Here is a 24055-nt window from a genome sequence, read left to right as displayed (position 1 = left end):
GTCGGTCTACAATTCGGCGAGCGGCAACGCCTTGACCGCTCTCCGTTGGGCGCTGGGCGAACGGACAGCCGCGGACTTCGCTGGCCCGACCTTCGGTTCGGATGTACCGCCTTCCGGTTCGTTTAGTGTCACCACAAACGGCAAGTATACGGTATTTGCACTAGATGCCGTTGGGCATTCGGCGGTACGGACGATCGAGATTACCAATATCGTCAACACTCCGCCAACGCAGCAGCCGATAGATCTGGATACGGGACCGGGTCCCGCCCCGTTATCCGAATCGAGCAAGTTCTCCCTCGAGCCTGGCAAGGCATATACTTTGACGTTCGAGGGATTGACACTGCATATTCCGGCTGGCGCGATCGAACGGCCAACGATCATCTCGGTGGAACATTTGAAAAACCAAATTCAACATCTGCTCCGGCCCGATCAATCACTGCTCAGTGATGCATTTGAATTAACGAAAGATGTTGCCGGCAAGTTTAAAATGCCGATCCGCCTGAGCTTTGAGTGGAGCGACGGGAAATTGGGGGCGAATCAGCGTGCGGTCCTCGCATATTTCGACGAAGTCGCGGCGGAATGGGTTGTACTCGGAGGCACGATCGACGGCAACACCCTGTCCGGCGAGACGGATCATTTCACAAAGTTCGCGGTATTGGCCTATGACGCCTTGCCCGAGCCCGGTCTGACCGATATAGCCGGACATTGGGCCGAAAGCGCCATTCGAGAAGGTGTCGCGAAAGGCGTTTTGGAAGGGTATCCGGATGGAACGTTCTGTCCCGACCGCCCCGTCTCGCGGGCCGAATTTACCCTGCTGCTTCAACGTATCATGGCATGGCCGAATGGCGGAAGGCTGTCTTTCCAGGACACGAATGATATTCCATCGTGGGCGGCGGATGCAATAGCGGCAGCCGTGCAGGCCCGCGCCGTAAGCGGATATCCGGACGATACGTTCCGTCCGAACGCAAACATCAATCGTACGGAAATGGTTGTCTTGATCGCCAAAGCCGCCGGGCTGCGCACCTCCGAAGCGAAAGAAGCCGCCTATGCGGATGCCGACGAGATTGCCGGCTGGTCCCGACCATTTATCGTAGCGGCGCATGAGGCGGGACTCATTGAGGGCCAAAGCGGGAACCTGTTTCAACCGCTGGCTTCGGCAACGAGGGCGGAGGCGATCGTGCTGCTGCTGCGTATGGCCGCCTACATGCAGACACCGGATACTTGATGGAATTCATCCCTTCTCATACGAACGCAAAAACCGCCCGGGAGCGCAAGCCCACGGCGGTTTTTTGTGTCGACTTCCTGGGCCGGATCCTCCGGAGCAAAGGCGCAGACTAGGGCGTGTTTGCAAACCGTCTCTCCGAAGCCTGCTGCAGGCGAAGCCGCTCCGGAACGGCAGCATGTATGCTTCTGCTCTTGGCAGAAGTCTCTCGGATACGGCCATAACGCCCGTTTGCAAACACGCCATAGGGCAATCCGGACAACCTGTTCGACCTGCCCTACTCACAAACCGCAACGGACTCCCTCGTAATAAACGCACTCCGCCATAAAGAAGAGCGAGTAGTACAGCTTCTCCCACTCGTACTGCGTCAACAGCCTGCGGATCGGCTCGCCCGCCTCGAGAACGAGCTGTCCGTCTCCGCTTAATACGACAAACCATGCGGCGAACAGCGGCTCCCGGACGTACTTGGCTTCATATGCCTTGCGCGGCGACCGGCCGTGCCATTGCCTCGACTGGATGCCGGCCACGCGAAGCGCATCCTCGACCGTCGCCTGCGGCTCCCACCATTCGTTCAGGAAGCGCCAGTCGCTCTCGAATCCGAGCGCATTGTCATTGTCGTACGCCGAATTCGCCTCCTCCCGGATATAAGCGAGCGCCCGCCTTGCGTTCGTCTCCAGCCCCTCCTTGTACATCCGTTTCAAATCCGGGTCGTCCTCGAGCTCGTACAGCTCCCTCAAGCAAGCCTGCGAGCTGGCCGACGTCCAATACTCGGAGTTGTCCCGGATGCCGAAGCCGCACCATTGAAATCGTGATTTGTCCGAGCCCTCCGGTATTTCTTCGCCGACCTTGCGATAAAGGCGGTCCCACTTCGGATCATCCGTCAACACCCCCATCAGCTTCAGCATGAACAGTACCCGGGCCGCATGGATAAAATGGCCTTCCGCCCAGCTGCCGCGAAACGTATACTGCTCGCGGTCGCAAGGGATGCGCCATCCGAGCGTCTCGATCCTGTCCCCCGCCGCCGCGAACAGACCGACGATGCGCGATCGCATGTCCGGACCGGGCAGTCCGCTCTGCCAATACTTCCACAGACCGTAAAACCAGGGGGCCGTCTGGTCGTCCGATCCGAGCGCATGATGGCTTTTGCCGTCGTCCGCGATCCCCCGCGCCACGAAGCCCGGACGGTCGGCGATTTCCGCCAGCCGCATAAGCCCCAGCGCGATTTTCTCGACTTCGCCGCGGTCCCGCTCGTCGCCGGTCGTCCTCCAACGGTTCAGCAGGCCGTCGATATACAAGCCGTTAAAAAAAGCGCCGTTCTCCGCCGGACACCACCAAGCCAGCGCGTTCGGCTTGCCGTCCGCGCATTCCTCCGGGGTCGGGAGCGTGACGAAGCCGTCCAGCCCCGCGTAATCCAGCACAATTCCGTAATCGTCCCTTTCGAGAACGAACCTTCTCCATAATTCCCGATGCGCGCGTTCCACCGCTTCCGCGGCCTGATCGCGCCGTATCGTATCCGCCACGTTTTCCGCCTCCTTATCCGCATGTTTGCCCGATATTTCCCTGACTTACTGCTTCGTGACTGCGTTTGCTTCGTGTCCGCATTTATTTCGTTGCTTCAATCGCTTCGCGTACGCACCTACTTTGCTGCCGCTTTCTCCGCTTCCGCCTTCTTGTTGACCGCTTCTTCCATTTCCCGCAAAATCGTGTTCGTATCTTTGGCCGTCGTCACGTACTCTCTGTATTTGTCATACAGGATGCTTCTGACCGCCAATTCATACTTGGACATGGCGGGAAACGGGGCCAAGCTGTTCACGAACGCCGCCTGCGTATTTTTGCCCTGGGCTGTCTTCAAATCCTTGGCGAATTCCTTCTTCAATTCCGGATCCTTCATCAAAATCTGCGAGCCGGAGCGGGCATACATCGCCTGCACTTCCGGGTCCAGCAAGGCCGACATCGCCGCGAACGACTGCTCCTTGTATTTGCCGGCCGAGGTGGCCGCGATAAACGTCGCCAACAATTGCGTGCCCGTCTTGGGCGCTTCCTTGAACACGGGCAGCGATACCATGTCCCAGTTGAGCGTCGGATCGTTCAACGACTCTATGTTCGGAAGCATCGAGAAGCCGGCGAACATGGCGACATTGCGTTTTTTCGTAAAATCTTCTATATACGTCTCGTAGTTGGCCGGCATAACTTCGTTGCCGGGTATTTCGAATACTTGCTTCCACGTCTCGAACATGTATTTCCACTTGTCGCTGTTCTGGATCGCCTTGTCGGTCTTCGGATCGAGGAGGGTGAGCGAGAGCGAATTGGCCGTCAGCATATAGTTCAGCGGCAGCATCAGCCCCCGGTATTGGGTACCCCCTTCGTTGCGGGTGAGCTTCCGGGCCAGCTCTATCGTCTGCTCCCACGTCATGCCGTCCTTCGGGTAAGCGACGCCGAACCGGTCAAACAGATCCTTGTTGTACACCATGGACGAGCTATTGTTGAAGAGCGGGAAGCCATATATTTCCCCTTTGGCGGAAATGGATTTCACGATATCCATAATGCCGTTGTCGTAAATGGACAGGTCGAGCCGGTGCTTCTGGATGAGCGGCGTCAAATCCGTCTGCAGATTCGCCTCGATGACATTGGAGATCGTATTGATCGAGGAGATGACGAGATCCGGGGCGCTGCCGGTGACGATCATATCCTGAAACTCGTTTGCGTAGCTTCTCTTGGCGTCGTGCTTGACGAACTTCAAGCTGAGAAACGGATACTTTTTGCGGATCGGGTCCTCGTAAAACTTCTTCAACGTCGGGTCGTCGATCGTCGGCATCACGAAAACCGTCAGCGTGACCGGATCGGTGCTCATGGCCGGAGTCTCGACCTGCTTCTTGCCCTCTTCGGGCGATGCCGCAGGCCCGGTATCGGCGCCTTCCTTGCCGCAGCCCGCGACGAGCGATGTCGCAAACAGGCTCGCCAGCAAGCATACATGGATTTTGTTCATGTTCGTCCCCCTCTTTCGAATCGTATTGGCAGGTGTTTCGTCTGTCTTCCGGCACAAAAAGCGTTTTATGCAGGAGCGTCCGCAATTTGCTATAATTGCGTTTGACTGAATTATAAAGCGCTTACCCTTTTTCCATCCATGACTATAGGCGCGTTCTTCGAACAAAAAATATTGGAGGCTGTCATGCCATGTACTTCTCCCTTTCCCGGCTGTCCATGCTGGACGTCAAATGGGCGAGCCTGTTCAACGCGAACAACGACGCTTTCTTCGAGCAGCACTATAATCCGTATTACGAATTGATTGTCGTCGCGGAGGGAACGGTGCATTTGCAGCTGGACCAGTCGCGGATCGTCATGCATGGCGGAGAATCGCTGCTGCTTCAGCCCTGGGAGCAGCATCAGGGCTTGTACGCGAAGGAAGGGCAGGGGAAGTTTTTTTGGGTGCAGTTTTCGTGCGAGCCCGGTCTGAAGCCGTTCGAATTGGAGCGCACCGCCCAGCTCGATATCAGGCATGCCGAACGGACGGAGCTTCGGACGAACGAAGCCCGCCATGAAGATTTGATCGTCCTCCCCCGGCAATTCGTCATCGGGGAATGCTACAAGCTGCTCGGCATGTTCGAAGAGCTGGTCCGCACGGTCAAGAAGCCAAAAGGATATTTCCGCTTCCAGGCCACCTTGCTGCTGTCCGGCATGCTACATCTCATCGCCAGCGAATTTCTGGAGCAGAACCATCTCGATCACGACTATCCGGCTTCCTATATCACGTTTCGCAAGCTGGTCGACCAGTTGAACAATTACTATGACGAGGACCTGAACAAGGAGCGGCTGGAGCAGTCCGTAGGCCGCAAATTCGAATATTTGTGCCAAGTTTTCAAAAAATATGCCAATGCGAACATCCATCAGTACGTCCACCAGCTCCGGGCGCAGCGCGCCAAATATTTGCTGCGCAATTCGAGCAAAAGCGTGAAGGAAATTGCCGAGCAAGTCGGCTATAGCGATCCTTTCGTGTTCAGCCGGATGTTCAAGAAGCTTGAAGGCGTCGCACCGCACTATTACCGGAACGATCGGACAACGGACGGGTGAGGGTTATCGGGGGCAATCGAAGACAAGACTATTTCTACTAATTAGGCTCATCAGCTAAATTCGCGGGGCCCCAGGCATAGCCTGGGGCTTCATATTTGAGTGAAGAAACGGTTAGTTCAGTGTTCGGAAACGCGGATGGCCGCATGGTGCTTCCCTCCTCCAGCGATGGCCGGTTTGGCTCTCGTCGCGGATTCCAGGATCATCATAGCAAACCTCAGCACAGGAAAACGTTTTTTCGCAAGCGATCCTTATTCGCTTGCCGCCTCGTCCTGTACCGCAGTCAGCTCGCACCAGCCTGCGGGAGGGATGATGAGCTTGTGCACGCCCGCTGCGCCATCGAATTCGTCAGTCGTAACCATGCGTCCACGGCAATCGCGCACGGCCATGCGTCGCTTTCCGACTCCAAACGGCAAATCTGCAATGACCTCTTTGCCCATCGTCCCGTTCACAATGATCCACTGCTCCGGAACACGCTCCGGACGGACCACCATGGCCGCATATACGGCGGAGACCAGCTTTCGCCCGGTCCGGGCATGGATAACGGGATAGTACAGCTGCGGATACAATGGCAGAAGTTCGCCGTCCAGCAGCGCGTCGCGATGCTCCTTCCAGAAGCCAAGCCAATGCTTGACCATCTCTACATGATCGGGCGGCACCGCGTCGAGCCGAACGGACAGCTGCGGCACGGAAAACAGCGTATGAATGAGCTGCATCGCGGCAGACTCGGCGGAATCGCCCGGATGCCACATCACCATGTCCGCATGGACGGCGGTTCGCCCGGCCAGCAGCCGGATGTCGATGGTCCGAATGCGGTTGGTGGCGGCATCGTTCGGGCAGTCCGCTGCCCGCATCATATTGCCGTACTTGCGCATCAGAGGCCCAATGTAGTTTTGGCGAAATTCGATCATGACATCGGGGCGAATGGCGCACAATCGCACAGACACGTCCTCGAGCAGCCGGATGACTGCTTCGGGCACGGACGGCTCGTCCCGCCCCTCCGCCTTCGGCTCGGCATGAGCCGGCACGCTTTCCGGAAGCCTGTCGATAAAGTCCAGCTTCAGGCCATCCAGCCCCCAATCTCGCAACGCCCGCTCGTAAGTGGAGACCAAGTAGGCCCGGACATCCGGGTAACGCGGGTCCAGCAGCATCGTGTCCGGCTTCTCCGGCAGCAGCTTGCCCTCAAATCGCTTCCATGCCCGTGAGCGATTGCCCGCGTACGGCACCGCCATCCACAGCATGTAGCGCATGCCAAGCCGCTGAACCGCCTCCACGTGGGCGCGCATATCCGGAAACCGTTCGGGACAAGGCTCCCAATCGCCGCAGCTGGAAAAACCGGATATCTCCCCGTTTTCATGCCAGCCATGATCGACAATGACCGATTCGCACCCGGCTTCCTTGGCGAGAGCGCACTGGCGCTCCACCTCCTGCGCGCTCAATTGCTGGTGATAGCCGTACCAGGTCGAGTACATCGGCAGCCTCGCGGCTTCCGGCACTTCGGCCGGCTCATAGCCAGGCATGCTCTCCCACCAAGCAACGACATCGCGAAGCGCTTCGTAATACGGCACGTCGCGCGTGTCGATGCGAAGCCCGAGCTCGTACGCTGCGCTTTCCGGAAATGCAACGGTTCGCACAAAAATATCGCAGTACAGCTCGGCTGTCTGCTCGTGCACCGAGCAGCGGATCGCGAGCGGATGACGGGCATCCGAGCATGCCAGCGTCAGCCGGTTGCGTCCTTCCGGATTGTAAAAGCTCTGCACAGGGGCAATATGGTTGGCCCTGGAACGCAGGAGCGGCCCCCACTCCACCTCCAGGCCGCGGAAATTGCGCAGGCCGGGGTCCCAGGAGCCGTGAATATCCTGTAGCGGATGGCTCAGCCGAAGGCGCTGCCCGGTCAGGGGACGTCCGTCCGGACTGTGCAGCACAACGCGGAACGTCTCCACTCCCGGCTCCGTTTCCTTCCGCTCGATCGTCACCTCGGCCGGTTTCTGTAATTCGTCCTTGACCGTAACGGTCAGCTGATGTTTGCTGTGTGTAACACTCATATGGTTTCTCTCCTTACGTCCGCTCAAATCTCCCAGATAGCCTTCCTAAATCTTTCAAACGCTGTTTGGGCCGCTACCGCCGCAAACGCCCCGAGACAATCTTTGGAACTGCTGCGAAATTAACGTTCGGTCTAGTAGAAGCATGGTGAAAACTCCGCTGCGTGAGCAGAAGAGGCCTCCGATCGCTGTTGTTCCCGGATTTTTCGGATTACAGAAGCCCTTAATCAGCGAAAATCCGGGAACAAAGGCGATCGCTGGCGCTTCTCCGCCCCCTTCTCTCCCTCCGCTTTCGTATTTCCACCATGCTTCTGGGACGTGTTTGCAAAACATGCCTTATAATTGCGATTTCGTACCGGGATCCTCTAGGTTTCGACAGCAGGGGCTTACTTCTGCGCCTCCGCCTGGAGCATTTTGTCGATCTCCTCCTGCGCCATCCGCAGCGCCGTGTTCATATCCTTGTTGTTGACGATAAAGTCGATATATTGCGCGTTCAATATCGCCCGCGCCTTGCCGTCGTAAGGGCTGAACAGCGGGGCAGGAACCGGCTTGCTCTTGAAAATACTCTGCTGGCGTTTGCCCTTCATATAGTCGAGACCCGCGCCGAACTGCTCCTTCATCGCCGGATTGACCAGCGGCGACAAGCTCGGCCGCGTCTGAGCCGCCAGCAGCTGCACCTCGTCGGAAGCGAACACCTCGATTACCTTCAAGGCGGCTTCCTTGTGCTTGCTCGTCTTCGTGACGCCGATCATATGCAGATCGACCATGCCGTACGTATTCGGGCTTCCCTTGTAGCTCGGATACTGCGCCACGTCCCAGTTCATGCCCGCTTCAGTCGGCTTTTTCATCAGCTCGAAAATATTGATCGTGGCCAGCATCGCCACATTTTTATTGTTCGGGAACCGAAGCGGGGCGCCAGAGGTCAGCTCCGCAGGCTTGGCCGGAATATTGCCCTGGACTTCGTAAACGCGTTTCGCCGTCTCAAATACTGTGCGCCAGCCGTCGGTCAGCACGTTGGCCCGATTGGAGGCGGCATCCACCGGTACGATCGACAGCGGGAACGACAGACGTGTCGGCGATTCCGGGTCCAGTCCGTAATAGCGGATGGTTCCGTCCGTACGCGCGACTTTGCGCGACAGCTCGATCGCGTCCTCCCACGTCATGCCGTCCTGCGGGTATCCCGCACCAAATTTGTCGAAGATGTCCTTGTTGTAGAAGAGCGCGTTGAATTGCACGGAATAGGGAATGCCGTACAGCCCGCCATTGCCGGATACCGCTCGAATGGCATCCACATAAATGCGGTCGAAGCGGGAGAGATCGTATTTCTGCTTGGTCACGAGCGGAGTCATATCCTCCGTCAGATCAAGCTGGATATAGTTGCCGATATCGCCCTGAAATGTCGTGTACAGATCCGGCACATTGCCCGTGCTCACCAGTTGCTCGATGCGCATTTCCGCCGTAGGCTTGACGATTTCCACCGTAATGTACGGATACTTTTGTTTCAGCGGTTCATGCAGCAGTTTGTTCCAGTTCTCGTCGGTCAGGTTTTGCCCGGCATACAACTTGAGCGTAACCGGGGTTGTATCCTCCTTGACCGCCTCCGCCTCGCTTGCCGGCTGCGGCGTCTCCGCAGGAGCGCCGCAGCCGGTCAACGCCGCAACAGCGGGCAGCAGCACACATAACCACATTTGTGTTTTCACTTTCATGTTCATCTTCCGTTTCATTGAATTGCGCCCCCTCTGGATATGAAGTAAATCGTTAATGCCCGCCTTTAATCAAGCGCTTTCCCATTCAGCCAAACCATCCTTACGACTGGGCGCCGACTACGGTGCCGTCGCTGTCGCCGGTCGGATTGCCCTGCACGATCCGCAGCGTGCCCGCCGCATCGACCCACAGTGCATAATCCCCCAGCCGCAGTCTCGCGCGGTCCCAGCGGTGGCCCTGAAGCGCCATATCCGCTGCGGCTACCGTCCGGCCGTTGATCGCCGAAGATACGTCGATGGCGTTGCGCAGGGAGTTGAGCCCGTAATGCACCGCTCCCGCGTTGGAGCCGATCTGCACCGATCTGTTCAGCCCCGGACGGTCGGAGCAGCCCGCGATCGTCGTATCTGTCGCCGTCTGCACATAGATCGTCGTATCGCCGGCAGTCGTCGAACGGTTTTTGATGTTTTGCAGCGTCACCCGCTCGGATGTCGGCCTGGCAAAGCCTCCGCGCACCCAGATGGCGCGGCTGCTGTTCTGGCCGTTCGCGCCGCGCACGACCCCATCGCAAACCGATAAATCGCTGCATCCCAGCACATTGACAAACGCCGCCTGAAAACCGGTTACCATACCGCCGTCGATCAGATCCTCCATATTCAGCGCCCCTCCGGCCGACAGACCGGCCGCTTGCAGACCGCTGCATTTGCTGAAGCGGATCGTGCCCGCCGCCGTCACGTTCGTGACCGTCATGTCCCGCATTCCAGTCGCCCACAGCGAATGCGGAGCGCCCTGCTTCGGCTTGGACAGCGCCAAATTGCCGACCGTCACTTCCTGTCCCCATCCGGCATAAGGGGTGAAGTAGAAATCGAGGAAAAACGGATACACGCCTTGGGCGGACGTACAAACCGTATCCAATGAACGGATGTTGGACACCGACACGCCGATCGGCGACATCATTTTGAACGAGCCGTTGTCGGTTCCGCCGGTTCCGCCTCGTGTCACCACATTGGAAATGACCGCGTCGCGTATGTGACTGAAGCCGCAGATGATCGGCGACTGCCCGTCCGCACGGATCTGATCGGCCGAGAGACCGACGCTGTAGCCGACCGACAAGGCGCTGCAGTGCAGGTCGTACAAGCGGAGATTGTCGCAGCCTCTCGCCGTTATCGTATCGATCCGCCCGCCGGAAATCGTGACGTCAGCGACCGCGTCCATTTTGACCAGTACAGGGTCCGTATGCGCGTAAGCAAGCTCCTGCTCCAGCACCAGCTCGGAGGTGCCGACGCTTTTGATTCGGACCAGCTCGAAATACGCTTTTGCGCCGCCGGGGACAAGCTCGGTATGGCCGGGAATGCCGTACCAGCAATCCGTTCCGCTGCGGTTTTCGATGCGCAGCAGATCGCCCGGAGCGAACAAATGGCCAAAGCTGCCAGCAATCGTGTAAGCCCCTCGCTGCAAAGTGCCTGTCCAATTCGCGCCGATCGTCTTCGCCGCATACCAGTCCGGGTAACCCCAGCGCAGCGGCGTATCCAGCGTCAAGGAAAACGGCGTCACGGCAGTTACCCCGGCGAAATCGTATCCCTGTTGATTGATGGAGGCAAGCCCGGCTCCCTCCAGCCCGATCATGACAAAATCGCCGACGCTGTAACCGGGGAACGAGCCGTTCAGCACCGTTGCCCCCGCCGCAAGCGAACCTGCACCGTTCACTCGCTCCCGGCTGTACAGGCCGCGTTCATTCGCATCCGGTCCGATCACGCGCACCGCACCCCGAATGTGGCCGCGGTTGCGGATCGTTTTGCGCGACGGAACCGTCAGCTCGGTGACCGCATAATTGCCCGGAGGAATGTCGATAACATCGAAGTGATCGATCGCCGCCTGCAAAATAGCCGTTGCGTCCGCGGGATAAACCGCTTCCCCGAAACTGGCGGCGCTGCCCAGCTCGGCCAGCACGTCGCCAAGCCGCCGCGACGCCGTCGTCCCCGAAGCCGTGACCGGCAGATTGCTTCCGTCCTCGCAACAAACAGCCTCTCCGCTCTCCGAGCCTCCCCCGTATACCGCAGCGCTGACGGTACCGCCGCCCGCACCACCCGCCAGCACCGAACCCGCCAGCACCGCGCCTGTCCCCAGCAATCCGCACCCAAGCAATTCCCTGCGGGACCAGACGCGTCTGCCTGCCTCGCTTGCCGTGCCATTTCGCTCGCTACTCCGCTCAACCACGGACGCCGCTCCCGTCCGTTCTTCGATGATAGCCCGTTTCCCGACCTTCGTTTGTTCGCCATCCCCCGTTATCCGCGCTTCGCTCATGATTTCTTCCTCCTCTGGCATCCGGCCTCATATTGAAAACGCTTCCGATAAAGACTCCAGCAGCTCAGCCTGCGATTCCCATGCCTCATTCCGCTTCTCGGGCACACGCCCATTGGAGCGCGCCCCCTCATCATGCGGCGTCCGTCTCCCACCGATGTCGGCGACATATCTGGCATCGTCGTCAAACTCATTATAGCAAGAACTCATAGTGGGCCATTACTGATGCGTTGTGCTAAAATGTTGCTAGATTGCGATTGTGGTCAAATCGCGGATACGAACGGAGGCGACACATTGAAGTTCATACAGGACATGGGAGTCGGAAAAACGCCGTTTGTCGTCGACCTGCTGATGAAACGCGCAAAGCCTTTTGGATACTACTACCACGCCCACCAGGGAATGGAGATCTTATATGTTCATTCGGGTCGGGGGCAGGTCATCGTCAACCAGCAGCGGCATCCGATTCGGCCAGGGACGCTGCTCATTTTTCAACCTTTTCAATTGCACCGGGTGCAAATGGAGGACGTTTCGCCGCAATTCCCCTATATTCGCTCGGTTGTCACCTTTGAGCCCACCTTGTTCGATTCGTATCTGCTCGCCATGCCGGAGCTGCAGCAGTTTTTCCGCTACTTGTGGAAAAGCGCGCTTACCTCACAGCTCCTGTACCTGCCTGAGAATGAGCGTATGCTCGACCATCTGCTTGCCTACTATAAGCCCCGTTTTCCCGAACTGGCGGAGAGCGCGGGCGAGGAATGCTTCGAACCGGCCATGCTGCTGACGATGCAGTTGTTCGATTACATTCGCATGCATTGGGGCAACGAGCGGATCGATCAGCCGCAGGACGCTCGCAACCATCATGCGCAGAGCATCCTGCAATGGATCGAGGAGCATTATGCCGAAGCGTTTCAGCTTGAACGGCTGGCGGCGGACCTGCATTTGTCCAAATACCACATCTCCCATTTGTTCAAGCAGTATACCGGAAGCACGATCAACGAATATTTAATTGCCAGGCGCATTCGTCAGGCGTGCTGGCTGCTGCAGACAAGTCCGCTCCCTATTCATGAGGTCGGCGCACTGGTCGGCTACGATAATCCCTCGTACTTCTGCCAATTGTTCCGTAAAATGACCGCTGTGACCCCGCAAGCGTACCGTCGGATGCGGGAAACCAGCTATCAGTTGTGATTGAGGTAAAATGGCCATATATCGCTTCGCAAATCCGTGGCTGTAGCGCCTCGCGGTCGCAGCACGCTACGACCGAATCTGTGGACCGCGACACCGGACGTGGAGATGCTGTCTGTGCATACTTGAAAAAAACAAGCCACCCCGCGACTTCCTGCGGAGTGGCTTGACTGTTTATAGAAACGTGGTGAAAAACGAAAGCGGAGGGAGAGAAGGGGCCGGAGAAGCGCCAGCGGTCGCCTTTGTTCCTGATTTTCACAGCTTTTGGGCTTGATTAATCAAGTTTTCGAACTACCATACTCTTCGAAGCCCACATCATAACCCGAACTTGGCAAGCTAGTCGCTATCTCATCATAATTTACTCGCGCGGGGAAAACCAAGTTGCCATTCTGACTCGGCGGCCCGTGTCGTCCGCCATCATCTCGATCAGCTTCTGCAGTTGGTTCGACGCGTTGTAGACATATTCGCTTTTTTTGACCGAATACGCAAGCTCCGTCTCGGTTCCGGGTCCACATACCCGCTCGGCTGCGCCGACGTATACGTCTCCTGCTGCGACTGACGGTTGCCGGACCTGTCATAGCCGTACAATGTCGTAAAGTCCGACGAATCGGTAACGGTCTGGATGTTACCGGAACCTGTCACGGCCTTTTTCGATCTTCCTTAACTTGCATCCGTTCTCTCATCCGCTGAAACTCTGCTAGCTGGCGCCTGCAGTACTTGCTTTCACCGATAAGGCCATCGCGCAGCCTCCGGCGAAATCGAATTTCCAGCCAGATGCAGTACACAAAGTTAACGGTTACCAGCACAATGACCCATTCAACAGGTATCCCAAGTATATGGACATGGTCGCTCCTGTTAATCGTGTTGAGACTGTAACGTAATAGCCAGATAAGTCTGCTCTTTATCCAAAATGAATTCTTTCCTAGCGACCTTATATGAGAGAGCTTCTACTGTCACACAATCCACTACCTCAAGCGCGAATAAAAGCTGGCTGATGCTGGGTACATCCATGTCTCGGGTAATATGATCCGGCAATATCCACTTTATTTTCATAACAAATACCTCCCTGGTGTTACTCCGTTTCTTACTGATTCTGTGCGGCAATCCGATGCAAGAAAATTGTGACTCAAGTAGCGAAAATCCAATATTACACAAAACGTGTATTAATCCAAAGAGTATCACAAAATATACGTGTAAACAACACTTTTTGTGGAAAGAATTAGAACATCATTTTTTACCTGCTACAATAGCTTTGAATGTGAGGTGAGGATCTGTGTCCATACTTTCTGAACGCCTGAGAATGCTGAGGGAAGACCGGGATTGGTCTCAAATTTATGTCGCGCAAAAACTTGGCCTCAAACGCAGCAGCACGTATGCAAACTGGGAGTATGGAATACGCGATCCGGATACCGAAACTTTGGTGAGGCTGGCTCAACTGTTCGGTGTCACAACCGATTATCTGACCGGCGCTTCCGAGCTCATGCATATTCCGGAACTAAACGAGTCGGACCGCAAGCTTATTCAAGCGATTCGCAGCTTGAGCCCTGAAGATAAGGAGTACGTTTTGGGGTTTATTGAGCGGATTCGGGGGAAGTAGTTGAACTATCTTCCACACCCTGATTAGTGGCTGCTTCCGTAACCACATCGAACTTCGATGGGAATTACTACCTTATGAAAATAGGTCAGCATGGCACTATTTCACCAAACCGACCTGGTGTAGAGTACTTCATTCCAAGTAAATGTTTTATATTTTCTTCGACTACATATTCTTTTTCGAGAGGAAGTTCATCATAATTAATACAATTCTGATCAATATCATTCTTCATTTTCATCACATTGTGGGACGCTCTCTAAAAAATCCTTATACTCACCTTTCCAACCATTCGGTACATATTTCTCAAATGACACAGGCTTAGGAAAAGTGAATAAAAGAGTCGTTTATCGAAATTAACATATAGCGATGGCATATAGCTCAAGATCGTCTCTCTTATCACTACCGGTGTCCAAATCCATAAAGAACTTTTCTCTTAATTCGTGGACATCCGCTTTTAAATCAGCAATTTGGGCTAGAAAGTTACTTGCCGTACTTTCATCCAACCGAGATATGTCGAATCTGCTAGAGTAATTTCCTAAATTGAAGACTTTACTTCCTGCCTGTACTGCCTCGTTTTCGAGCATAGGTAAATCTAAATACCAGTAGTCCTTTTCAGTAACATACCAGCCGAACTTCCCGGGATGAACAACGGCTACTATGATATTTTCTCCGTACTCGACTGTTATTTTCATATATTTCAACCTCGAAATGCTTATTTAATCGAATCCTTGAGGCTTTACCAATCCACCCTTAGTTTCCTTTCATTTTCCGATAGATGGCAGTGTATTACTACCTCCTTCCATAACTCTTCTCCCAGTTTAATAAAGATACTGGACATTATCGAATAGATGATTAACATTGAAGGGCGGCCGCCCTTCAGCACCCAGCAGAAATACGCCGGATGATCTACCCTTGATTCATCCAAAAAAGGACTATGCCACTTCGAAGCTGAAAAGAATGTATATCGCAGCTAGCTATTCATGTTGCAAATACGAACTTTCTGCATGGCGCTCAATAGCTAGGCTTGACACGGAGCCTCTTCGGCGATCGGGCGATAGCTCGTAAATTCGTATCACCAAGGCAATTCAGCCTATCCTGCCCGCCCCTCCACACCGCCCCCGGCAGTCTAACAGGAAAACAGGAAGGTAATTCCGGAAAAACACCCAAACACGCCGAAATAACGGGAAAACCTGCATGTAAATCTTCGCCAAAGCCCAAAAGGAGGGGAAATCGCCGAAAATAGACGCATGTTTTCCAGTTAACCTCCCCAGCCAAACGCTCCCGCTTAAAATAGCTTCAGGTTTTACAGGTAATGCCCGTTGCAGCCGGAAACCTCGCACGCCCTCCAGCTACGCGAAGCGTGCCAGCCTCATTTGAACAAATTTAAACGATTCCCCAACGGATGGTGCAAAAAAGAAACGAATCGGTGTGACGAAGCTCCGTCATCCCGATCCGCTTCCGTTTTCCTGCGGTCCAAACCTGCGTTATCCGAACGCTCCTTTTCAAAACCACAAGGACCCGCATGTTGCGGGTCCTTGTGGCTTATTATTGTAATGAATATCATGCCGTCGTTCTTAGTTCCGACGTTCCTAACGCTCCGTTCCTACTCCGGCCCGAACGAAACCCGGACCTCCAGCAGCTCCGAACGGCTGCCGATACGCAGCGGCGGGCCCCATGTGCCGAAGCCGGACGAGACGATGGCGTGCATCGCGCCTTTGCGCAAGTAGCCCCAATCGAGCTCGAACAACCGTCGGGTGATGAGGTGGTTCGGCATCATTTGCCCCCGGTGCGTATGCCCGGACAGCATCAGGTCGACGCCCGCCTCCGCCGCGGCGCCGAGCTGGCGCGGCTGGTGGTCGAGCAGCACGATCGGCAGCGACTTGTCCGCGTCCGCGAGCAGCTCGGCCACGCCGAGTCTCCCCTCGCCCGCCAGCCGCTCAACCGCCGCATCCTTGCGGCCGGCCACGTAGAAGGCATCGTCCACCTTGACGACCCGGTCGACGAGCACTTCGATGCCGATGGCCTTCATCCGTTCGACATATTCGCCGATATGCCCGCCGATGTATTCGTGATTGCCGAGCGATGCATAGACGCCGAGCGGAGCTTGCAGACCGCGCAGCACATCGTCCATCTTCTCGCGTACGAACGGCTCGATGCTGTCGTCCAGCACATCCCCGGGCAGCAGCACGAGGTCGGGCTCCATGCCGCCGATGCGCTCCACGAGCCGCCCCAGATGTCTCTTCCCGACAATCGTGCCGAGATGCAGATCGGAGGCGACCGCGATGCGCAGCTCCTTGCGCGACCCGGGCGATTTCCCGATCCGGATCTCGTAGCGGCGCACGATCGGGTTCGAAGCGTTCCACGAGCCGCGGATAAGAATCGCGACGAGAAGGAGCAGCACTGTCCAACCGATGCCTCGCACGGCCGCAGACGCATCCACGCCTCCCCATCGAAGCAGGACGAACAGCAAGTCGGCGACCGGAAGCGCCAGCAGCAAATACATGAGCACGGCCATCCCGTAGGAGCCGATCAGCTTCAACCCGGTGTACAGCCTGTACGGAAGCGCACGGCGCAGCAGCATCGCTACCAGGAAGGAATAGGCAAGCAGCCCGTACAGAAGCCAATACGCCCAGTCCGCCCCTCCCGTAATCGCCGCGTTCCAGAACGCGAAGCCGTTCCAGCCGATGTATGCCGTGAGAGCCGCATAAAGGAGAAGAATACCAACAATAACCAGCATCGTACGGACTTTCAAGACGGCCCCATCTCCTTGCGCAAATAGATACAGCTCTATTTTCTCACAAGCAGAGTCCGATAACAAAGGTAGCCGGAACGGTGTATTTGGGATGAATTAAGTTCTTGCTTAAAGGGTCCCTTACTTGGTTCACAAAGCTGCAGCCCGCGCGCTATCGAAGCAGCCCCTCGACGCTGTAGGCCATCGGTCGGCGGCTCAGCCTCTCAGCACGACCACGCCCGGCGGCGCGTCGATCTTCGAGTCGACGGTGCCGTCGCTCCGCCGGTCATGCCGAACGCTCACCGTCCCGTACGGGGTCGGAAGGCTTCCTTCCGCCCAATCCAAATCGCCGAGCCGGGGCTTCACCTCGATTAAGGCGCCCCCCGCTTCCTTGATCCGGATGCCGAGCACATATTCCGACAGCCATGCGGTAGGGCCGGCCGCCCAGCCGTGGCACAAGCTGTGGCGGTAGCCCTTATAGCAGTATTGGCCGTATTGCCCGTGAACGTCTGTTTTCCCCGGAGGCGTCAATTCGTCGATCCGGGCCGCGTTGTCCATCCAGTCGATATCGAAGTCTTCCCAGAACGTCGTGGCGCCGAGCTTCAGCATCCCTCCCCAATATTCGCGGATGCAGTCCAAGCTGCCGAGGATATCCCCCGCCTCCCCCCGGGCTTTCAGAACGTAATAGCCGAGGAAGGTGGAAATGTTCCGGGGGCCGTCTATGGCCAGCACATCGCGGTTGGCCGCTTCCGGATCGAGCAACCCGGCGAGCGCCATCAGGGCGGCGGCTTGCTTGCTGTTCCCGTGATCCGGAACATGCCTTCGCAGCTTCCGCTCCGCGGCGCGGCACCGCTCCGCAGCCTCCGCTTCCTCCAGCGCCCCGCATAACTCGGCCCCCGCGGCCATGGCGGAGACGAGCAGCGCGTGGACGCCGGCGCGTACGCCGGCATCGTTTGACGAGGTAGGCCAATCCAGAAACGGCTTCGGATCGTCGAACCGGCCATCGTCCCCTATGCCGGCCGCCAGCATCGCGAGCAGCTCGAGCAAATAAGTACGCTGCCCGCGCAAATATGCCATATCCTTATGAACCCAATACCAATCCCGGTGAATGAGAATCCACCATACGGAGTAGCTCGGAATGGAGTTCATCCAGCCCGGCAGCGGCGTATTGTCGCGAATGAGGTCCAGGCTTTTCGGCACCACCTCGTTGTGGCCAAATACCGCTCCCAGCGCGGCGACCTCGGGATGCATGTCCCCGATCCAGACGAGCCGGTCCCGCTTGATGCCGTCCCACAAATACTCCTGCATATTCAAGTGGACCGTGTAAGCGCCCGTTTGCCAGATCCGCTCCAGCAGCGGATCGCTGCAGCGAAACCGCCCCTTGTACTCGATATCCCGCAGCAGGCAAACGGCTCGGACGCTTTTCAGCTCCACCTCGCATTCCTGCTCGAGCAGGTCGATTCGTACGAAGCGGAACCCGGAATTGCCTATCTCGGTCATCCCGAGAAAGCTGCATGCCTCCACGATCTGGTCGCGGACGGCGTGATCGTTGCCGGCATTCCGCTCTCCCCCGAGCTCGTTCATCGCCTCCATGGCGGATTCGCCGAATCGCACCCGCATCCGTACCGTTTTCTTCCTGCTTTTCTCGAACCAGACGCAGAGCTGGATTCCTCCGTGCAGTTCCGTTCCGAAATCGAGCAGCAGTCCGGCGCTTTCTCCTCCCGCGCTGCGCAGCACGCATCCGCCTTCCCCGGCCAATGTCGCTTGACCGTCCCGTCCTTCGAGCAGCGCCTCGGCACGCTCCACTCCCGCGTTTGCCCCTTCGGTTGCCCAGACGATTTTCCGCGGATCGATATAGTACCGGGTACGCGGATCTTTCGCCCATCCGTTCGCATAATCGCGTTTGTCCATTGCCTTCCTCCCCCTCACATCATGAAGCGTTCTCCTGACACAATACCGCAGCCCCGGGACATGCGACAGGCGCGATCGGACTTTGCGGGTGTGGCGATTGTACTTTCTATGGCGCAATGTTTGTGGTATGTATGATAGGGACAAGGAGTGGTGGGAATGAACCGGGTCGATACATTGAAGGCCGAACATTATTTCGAGGCGGACACGCCGATTTGCGTAACGAAATACGCTTACGACCGTTATGACGAGATTCGTCTGCACCGGCATGAATTTATCGAAATCGCCTATGTGTGCAAAGGAAAAGGGCGTCACGTCGTGGACGGCCATGAGCAGCCCGTCTCGCAGGGGGACTTGTTCATCGTGCAATTCGATACGCCGCACAGCTTCTTCCCGAACGACCCGGCCAATTCCGACCGGCTGGAAGTGTACAACTGTATGCTGCTGCCGGAATTTCTCGGCGCCATGCATATGGAGCTGCCGATTTTGAAAGAAGTCGTAGGCCTCTTTCTGTTGAACGGACTGTACCCGGAAGAACGGACGTACAAGCCCGACCTCAAGCTGACCGATTCGCTCCCCAACGATTTTCAATCCGTCTTCGCCGATATGTACGAGGAATATGCCGCCAAGCGGGAAGGATACGTCGAGCTGTTGAGATTGAAGCTGTGCGAGCTGCTGATCAAAATATATCGCGCCTACAACAGTCGATACCGGGAAACGCCCGATCCCGAACGTTACCGATTGGAGCTGATCCAGCGCGCCATCTCGTATTTGCGCGAGCATTACGCCGCGCCCGTGCAGCTCAGCGACATTTCCCGGCATGCTCTGCTCAGCAAAAGTTATTTCTCCGCCCAATTCAAAAAAACGACCGGCATGAGCGTCTTCGACTATTTGCAGAAGCTGCGCATCGAGGAGGCTTGCCGGCTGCTGGAGGAACGATCCGACAAAATTACGGACATTGCCGGTCAGATCGGCTATGGCGATTACCGGTTTTTCAATAAGACGTTTCGCAAAGTGACGGGCATGACCGCCGGGGAATACCGCAAAAAAGCCAAGCGGCCCCCGTCCGTTCCGACGGAGGCACCGGATAAGGAATAAATGGCCCGCGCTACCGCAGCCGCTCGTCCTTCGTAAACCATTGCCGGTCGCTCAGCCGGCCCATCAGCATCGCCGTCAATGCGGCGGACGAAGCCAGCACGAACATGATGAGAATCTGATAGCGCACCGCTTCCACCGGATCGGCACCGGCGACGATCATCCCGGTCATCATGCCCGGCAGCTGGACGAGCCCGACCGTCTTCATCCCGTCAATCGTCGGGATCATGCTGGAGCGAACCGAACGTTTGACCGCTTCCCGGACCGCCTGCCGGGCCGTCGCCCCGAGAGCCAGCAGCGCCTCGATTTCTCCGCGCGCCGACTCCATCTCCCGCTTCATCTGATTCAGGAACAGCCCGCACACGATCATCGAGCTGCCTATCGTAATGCCGCTGACCGGGATGATATATTGCGGAGTCGGCTCGATAATCCTCAACCCGAGCATCAGCCCCATCGTAACGGCTTCCGTGCAGCATAAAGCCGCCGCAATGCTGAGCTTGATGCCCGGAATGTGCCGGACCCGCCCGCCCGCATTCCAGGAGGCGACCGCAATCATCGCGGCGACGATCAGTACGATGAACAGCGGATGCTTCGTGTCGAAGACGAAATGCAGCACGTATCCGATAAACATCAGCTGAACGGCCGAGCGGATCGTACCGACGGCAATTTCTTTTTCCAAGCCGAGCTTCTGGCGGAAGGACAGCGCCATCGTAACGGCCACGAATACGAGCGTACAGACTAGCGCCGCATTAGTCATGTTCGTCCTCTCCCTTCGAAGCATCCGACGACCGGATATAGCCTCGTGCCCGTTCCGTAACCGGATTGCGGAAAAAATCGGACGTGCGGCCGTTTTCCAGAAGACGCCCCTCATCCATAAACCAGACCGTATCGCTAGTATGCTTCGCTTGCTCCAAGTCGTGCGTAATCCATAGCAGCGCAGCGCCCCGCAGCGCTGCCCACTCGTTCAGCCACTGCTCCACGGCCCGTTTGCTCGCCGGATCCAGCGAAGCCGTCACCTCGTCGAGCAGCAGCACTTCGGGGGCGAGCAGCAAGGAACGGACGAGGACGGTTCGCTGCTTCTCGCCTCCCGACAGCTCGGCGGCAGGCTTCCGCCAATCGATCGTCCCCAGACCGACCGCGGCCATGCACCGCTCTGCCGCATCCCGGTCGAAAGGCTCGCCGTGAAGCTCGCTGACCGCCCGCAGATTATACTCCACCGTCCCGGGCAGCATGACCGGCTGTTGGGCTACATAGCATATCCGCTTGCGCCACTCATTCGGCTTCCAGCCTTGAGACGGGGTGCCATGCAGAGTGATGGAGCCTTCATCGGGCAAGTCCAACCGGGCCAGCAGGCGCATCAGCGTGCTTTTCCCTTGCCCGGAAGCGCCCAATATGGCGATTCGCTGCCCCGCTTCGACCAGCGCCGAAATATCCCGGAACAAATATTGTCCGGTCTTATCCGGACGGCGCTTGGAGAGTCGATCGATACCCAATACCACGTTCAACTGCAACACTCCCAAGAAAGGTTTTTCCGTACCCCGACCCATGTCGCGGACAATCATGACCGCAATAGTCTAATTGTAGCAGATCGTCCGATCCCCATCGATCTGCCCCCACCGGAATCTCGGCATGTTCCGTCGCCAAAAATCCCCTCCGGCGCAAGGAGGGGACATTCGGTAGCTTCCTATGCGAATCAACCGCCGAATTCCGCGGCGTACACCCTCTGGATGTCTCCGTCGGCAACGGCCACGTCCAGCTCCTTCAAGGCATGGCCGATCAAATTCTCGGCATTTTTGTTCAACGCCGAGCCGTCTCCGATCGCCTTCATGTCCCCTACCATTTTAATTCCCGCCTTGCTGTCTATGTCGACCTTTCCTTCCGCCTTCGTGAAGAACGGCGTGGAGAACACATGAATGATTTTGGCCGCCTCCTTCTCGTTCATTTTATCCCGGTAGCCTTGAGCCTCGCTCAGCACCTTCGTCACGAAAACATGGCCTTTGCTCCATTTGTTGTAGGTCGCCTTCGCATCGACCTCGTCCCGGCCGTGCTCGCTGACGCCTTCTCCGGCGCCGCCCTTGGACGCTTTCAAACCGCCGCTCATAATGTCGTTGACATGTTTGTCGAACGTGGCGTGATAGAACAGGCACGCCTGAATCACCTTCTTGATGGCCGCGTCTCCGGCCGAGCCCCCCAACGCGATTTCGTCTCCGGCCTGGCGCAATCTCGGATTCAGAAAAAGCGGCTTGATTTGGCGGTGGTCGATGATGATCTCCGCCAGCTCGCGCTCGGTGTAGCTTTGTCCGTTGCCCAGCTCCAGCAAAACGTTCCGGGGCGTTGTCGCGGCCGCCTCGCCCTCGGGAATGAAAGTGCTCGTGTAGCCGGGCATCCCGTCCTTCCCCTCGCTGCGGTTAACCATTTTGCCCCACAAGCCCGACAGCTTATCGTTATTCCACACCACCTTCGTCGTATCCTTCAGCTCGCGCTGGACGAGCGTCCCGCCGGGCGCCCGGCTCGCCGGAGCCAACCCCAGCATTTGGCCGACGCCGCGGTTGCCGATCGTTCTTTGCAGCTGCATCAGGCGCCCTGCCGGAAGCGTCGTATGGGCCGCGCTTCCCGAATAATGTTCCCGTCCGGTAGAAATGGCGGAGCGTGCGGCCGTATCCGCACCGGCAGTACGAGAATGGCGTAAACCGCTCTTTGGCATGATCCGTAATAGTCCCCCTTTACCGATTCGGATATATCTCCTATTCGACGGCAACCCATTTTTCCCCTTCCGTTTCCTTGACGTGTTAGGAACGAATTGCTGCGTGCTCGTACCAAAGAGGCCGCACCGTTCGCGCGCTACCGCGAAGGGCAACCTCTCGGGCCCCGTACCGCATTACCGTATACTAACCGAAAACCTTCTCCAGCGACACGTTCAAATTTTCCAAAACGGTTACCTTTATCACACAGGCGAGCCCGACCTTTTTCAGCTTATTTTAAGGTTCCGTTAAGCTTGTTTTCAGCATCCGTTCACTCATACTTCATAATGGCCTGTCATAATGCGATAGACGAAACCATATGAAGAAAGGCCGAGTGATGTGGACCCTAAACCGAGTATACGCATGATACAAGCGTCCCGCGGAGTCGCCGTTGTTCTTGTCATGCTGTTCCATGCTTCCCAGATCGGACAGCGCTACTTTCAGTACGATTTCCTGGGCATAAGCGAGCTGGGCCGTTCCGGCGCGTATACGTTTTTTTTCGTCCTGACCGGTTATTTGATGTACTCGCTGTACCGGCGGCATTTCGGAAATCCCAACGTGTTCGGGACGTTTCTGCTAAAAAGATTTATGCGCATATATCCGTTGTATTGGCTCATTATGCTCGTCCTCGTTCCCGTCTACTTTATAGTGCCTTCCTTCGGCCTCGGCTTCGAGCGCGAACCGTCCGCGATAATCCGATCGCTGCTGCTGTGGCCCCAGGCTTCTATTCCGATTTTGCCCGTGACATGGTCGCTCACCTACGTCGTCTGGTTTTATATCGTATTCTCGCTGTTTTTCCTGATGAAGGAAAAAGTGATGATCGCCCTCTACTCGTCCTGGATGACGATTATCGTGCTGAACGTCTTCGGCCTGATCCGGCTGAAGGAAAGCGTCCCGCTTCAGTTTTTGTTCAGCGTATTCCATCTGGAATTCGTGATGGGGATAGGGGTCGCGGCTGTGGCCCACAAGTTTTCTCCGAAGTACAGTCCGCTGTGGATGACGGGCGGGGCCGTCCTTTACGTCGCCTTATGGATAGGCAGACATCAGCTGACGAACCTTCCGCATGTCGATTTTCTGCACACGGTCGGTTCCGTTTTGCTGCTGATCGGGATTATTGCATGGAGAGGCGAAGAAAGCCGCCTGCTGAAGCCGCTGGAAGCGATGGGCAACGCCTCTTATTCGATATTGCTGGCCAGCCTGCCGATGATGTCCATTACGTTCAAGCTGGCGCGGGCGGCGAATGCCCCGAGTATTATCGGTGCCGCTTGGACGATCGGCATATGCTTCTTGACCGCTCTCGGTCTGTGCCTGTTGTTCTACCGTTGGATCGAGCAGCCGCTGAACGTGCTGCTGCGGAACGCTTTGCCGTCCGTCTCGCGTCCCAAGTCCCTGCCGGTCGTCAATCGTCCGTCCGTCCGCTAGAAGCTCTTTCATTTGTACAACGCCGTCCGAAGGGGCGGCGTTGTTTCCCATGGC

19 protein-coding genes are annotated in these 24055 nt (G+C 56.9%); 6 read left to right on the top strand and 13 right to left on the bottom strand.

What is annotated here, in order from left to right:
• A partial coding sequence (locus tag FE784_RS35675; protein ID WP_139607011.1) for an S-layer homology domain-containing protein occupies window positions 1-1225 on the top strand: 1225 nt, incomplete at its 5' end.
• Between the two features lie 278 nt (window positions 1226-1503).
• On the opposite strand, the gene FE784_RS35670 is transcribed toward FE784_RS35675, so the two are convergent.
• Both FE784_RS35670 and FE784_RS35665 read right to left on the bottom strand, forming a co-directional pair.
• A complete protein-coding gene (locus tag FE784_RS35670) occupies window positions 1504-2742 on the bottom strand; it encodes a hypothetical protein (RefSeq protein ID WP_139607010.1) in 1239 nt (412 codons plus the stop codon).
• 116 nt (window positions 2743-2858) lie between these two features.
• Window positions 2859-4208, bottom strand: a complete 1350-nt coding sequence (locus FE784_RS35665; RefSeq protein ID WP_139607009.1) for an ABC transporter substrate-binding protein — start codon at window positions 4206-4208, stop codon at window positions 2859-2861.
• A gap of 188 nt (window positions 4209-4396) precedes the next feature.
• Here FE784_RS35665 and FE784_RS35660 point away from each other — a divergent pair, with 188 nt between their 5' ends.
• Entirely contained in the window at window positions 4397-5290 is an 894-nt protein-coding gene (locus FE784_RS35660) for a helix-turn-helix domain-containing protein (RefSeq protein WP_139607008.1), read from the top strand.
• 248 nt (window positions 5291-5538) lie between these two features.
• Here FE784_RS35660 and FE784_RS35655 read toward each other — a convergent pair whose 3' ends face one another.
• The 3 genes from FE784_RS35655 to FE784_RS35645 form a co-directional block, all read right to left on the bottom strand.
• Entirely contained in the window at window positions 5539-7332 is a 1794-nt protein-coding gene (locus FE784_RS35655) for a glycoside hydrolase family 36 protein (RefSeq protein ID WP_139607007.1), read from the bottom strand.
• A gap of 383 nt (window positions 7333-7715) precedes the next feature.
• The gene (locus FE784_RS35650; protein WP_139607006.1) at window positions 7716-9053 is read right to left on the bottom strand and encodes an ABC transporter substrate-binding protein; all 1338 of its coding nucleotides are present in this window, start codon (window positions 9051-9053) and stop codon (window positions 7716-7718) included.
• Window positions 9054-9135: 82 nt separating this feature from the next.
• Window positions 9136-11334, bottom strand: a complete 2199-nt coding sequence (locus FE784_RS35645; protein ID WP_139607005.1) for a hypothetical protein — start codon at window positions 11332-11334, stop codon at window positions 9136-9138.
• 291 nt (window positions 11335-11625) lie between these two features.
• Here FE784_RS35645 and FE784_RS35640 point away from each other — a divergent pair, with 291 nt between their 5' ends.
• The gene (locus FE784_RS35640) at window positions 11626-12513 is read left to right on the top strand and encodes an AraC family transcriptional regulator (RefSeq protein WP_176706747.1); all 888 of its coding nucleotides are present in this window, start codon (window positions 11626-11628) and stop codon (window positions 12511-12513) included.
• 423 nt (window positions 12514-12936) lie between these two features.
• Here FE784_RS35640 and FE784_RS35635 read toward each other — a convergent pair whose 3' ends face one another.
• Window positions 12937-13152, bottom strand: coding sequence for a hypothetical protein (locus FE784_RS35635; RefSeq protein WP_139607003.1), 216 nt, complete (start codon window positions 13150-13152; stop codon window positions 12937-12939).
• Window positions 13153-13365: 213 nt separating this feature from the next.
• A complete protein-coding gene (locus FE784_RS35630; RefSeq protein WP_139607002.1) occupies window positions 13366-13563 on the bottom strand; it encodes a hypothetical protein in 198 nt (65 codons plus the stop codon).
• A 220-nt stretch (window positions 13564-13783) separates the two neighbouring features.
• Here FE784_RS35630 and FE784_RS35625 point away from each other — a divergent pair, with 220 nt between their 5' ends.
• Window positions 13784-14107, top strand: coding sequence for a helix-turn-helix domain-containing protein (locus tag FE784_RS35625; RefSeq protein WP_139607001.1), 324 nt, complete (start codon window positions 13784-13786; stop codon window positions 14105-14107).
• Window positions 14108-14457: 350 nt separating this feature from the next.
• Here FE784_RS35625 and FE784_RS35620 read toward each other — a convergent pair whose 3' ends face one another.
• The 3 genes from FE784_RS35620 to FE784_RS35610 all read right to left on the bottom strand — a co-directional run bounded on the left by FE784_RS35620 (window position 14458) and on the right by FE784_RS35610 (window position 18746).
• Window positions 14458-14796, bottom strand: coding sequence for a hypothetical protein (locus FE784_RS35620; RefSeq protein ID WP_246132338.1), 339 nt, complete (start codon window positions 14794-14796; stop codon window positions 14458-14460).
• Between the two features lie 911 nt (window positions 14797-15707).
• Entirely contained in the window at window positions 15708-16856 is a 1149-nt protein-coding gene (locus FE784_RS35615; protein WP_139607000.1) for a metallophosphoesterase, read from the bottom strand.
• A 195-nt stretch (window positions 16857-17051) separates the two neighbouring features.
• On the bottom strand, window positions 17052-18746 hold the full coding sequence (locus FE784_RS35610) for an alpha-L-rhamnosidase-related protein (protein ID WP_139606999.1): 1695 nt from the start codon (window positions 18744-18746) through the stop codon (window positions 17052-17054).
• Between the two features lie 156 nt (window positions 18747-18902).
• On the opposite strand from FE784_RS35610, the gene FE784_RS35605 reads away from it, so the two are divergent.
• Window positions 18903-19841 (top strand): AraC family transcriptional regulator, encoded by a 939-nt coding sequence (locus FE784_RS35605; RefSeq protein ID WP_139606998.1) that lies wholly within the window; start codon window positions 18903-18905, stop codon window positions 19839-19841.
• Window positions 19842-19851: 10 nt separating this feature from the next.
• Here the strand turns inward: FE784_RS35605 and FE784_RS35600 are convergent, their stop codons facing one another.
• The 3 genes from FE784_RS35600 to FE784_RS35590 form a co-directional block, all read right to left on the bottom strand.
• A complete protein-coding gene (locus tag FE784_RS35600; protein ID WP_139606997.1) occupies window positions 19852-20595 on the bottom strand; it encodes an ABC transporter permease in 744 nt (247 codons plus the stop codon).
• Complete coding sequence (locus tag FE784_RS35595; RefSeq protein WP_425465587.1) at window positions 20588-21337, bottom strand: ABC transporter ATP-binding protein; 750 nt, start codon at window positions 21335-21337, stop codon at window positions 20588-20590. Before FE784_RS35595 ends, FE784_RS35600 begins: the two co-directional genes overlap by 8 nt.
• Before the next feature lie 194 nt (window positions 21338-21531).
• Window positions 21532-22542 (bottom strand): hypothetical protein, encoded by a 1011-nt coding sequence (locus FE784_RS35590; protein ID WP_139606995.1) that lies wholly within the window; start codon window positions 22540-22542, stop codon window positions 21532-21534.
• Window positions 22543-22942: 400 nt separating this feature from the next.
• On the opposite strand from FE784_RS35590, the gene FE784_RS35585 reads away from it, so the two are divergent.
• Complete coding sequence (locus FE784_RS35585; RefSeq protein WP_139606994.1) at window positions 22943-24001, top strand: acyltransferase family protein; 1059 nt, start codon at window positions 22943-22945, stop codon at window positions 23999-24001.
• Window positions 24002-24055: the final 54 nt, after the last annotated feature.

The organism is Paenibacillus hemerocallicola (assembly GCF_006265175.1).
Lineage (GTDB): Bacteria > Bacillota > Bacilli > Paenibacillales > NBRC-103111 > Paenibacillus_AB > Paenibacillus_AB hemerocallicola.
Note: the sequence above shows the minus strand (reverse complement) of the source record. Positions and strands in the feature narration are given on the sequence as shown.

What these genes read in the sequence shown, in the direction of transcription:
- FE784_RS35600 (WP_139606997.1), bottom strand. Translation starts at nt 20,595, where the DNA reads ATGACTAATGCGGCGCTAGTCTGTACGCTCGTATTCGTGGCCGTTACG.
- FE784_RS35610 (WP_139606999.1), bottom strand. Translation starts at nt 18,746, where the DNA reads ATGGACAAACGCGATTATGCGAACGGATGGGCGAAAGATCCGCGTACC.
- FE784_RS35665 (WP_139607009.1), bottom strand. Translation starts at nt 4,208, where the DNA reads ATGAACAAAATCCATGTATGCTTGCTGGCGAGCCTGTTTGCGACATCG.
- FE784_RS35655 (WP_139607007.1), bottom strand. Translation starts at nt 7,332, where the DNA reads ATGAGTGTTACACACAGCAAACATCAGCTGACCGTTACGGTCAAGGAC.
- FE784_RS35620 (WP_246132338.1), bottom strand. Translation starts at nt 14,796, where the DNA reads ATGAAAATAACAGTCGAGTACGGAGAAAATATCATAGTAGCCGTTGTT.
- FE784_RS35605 (WP_139606998.1), top strand. Translation starts at nt 18,903, where the DNA reads ATGAACCGGGTCGATACATTGAAGGCCGAACATTATTTCGAGGCGGAC.
- FE784_RS35650 (WP_139607006.1), bottom strand. Translation starts at nt 9,053, where the DNA reads ATGAAACGGAAGATGAACATGAAAGTGAAAACACAAATGTGGTTATGT.
- FE784_RS35585 (WP_139606994.1), top strand. Translation starts at nt 22,943, where the DNA reads ATGATACAAGCGTCCCGCGGAGTCGCCGTTGTTCTTGTCATGCTGTTC.
- FE784_RS35660 (WP_139607008.1), top strand. Translation starts at nt 4,397, where the DNA reads ATGTACTTCTCCCTTTCCCGGCTGTCCATGCTGGACGTCAAATGGGCG.
- FE784_RS35645 (WP_139607005.1), bottom strand. Translation starts at nt 11,334, where the DNA reads ATGAGCGAAGCGCGGATAACGGGGGATGGCGAACAAACGAAGGTCGGG.
- FE784_RS35590 (WP_139606995.1), bottom strand. Translation starts at nt 22,542, where the DNA reads ATGCCAAAGAGCGGTTTACGCCATTCTCGTACTGCCGGTGCGGATACG.
- FE784_RS35630 (WP_139607002.1), bottom strand. Translation starts at nt 13,563, where the DNA reads ATGAAAATAAAGTGGATATTGCCGGATCATATTACCCGAGACATGGAT.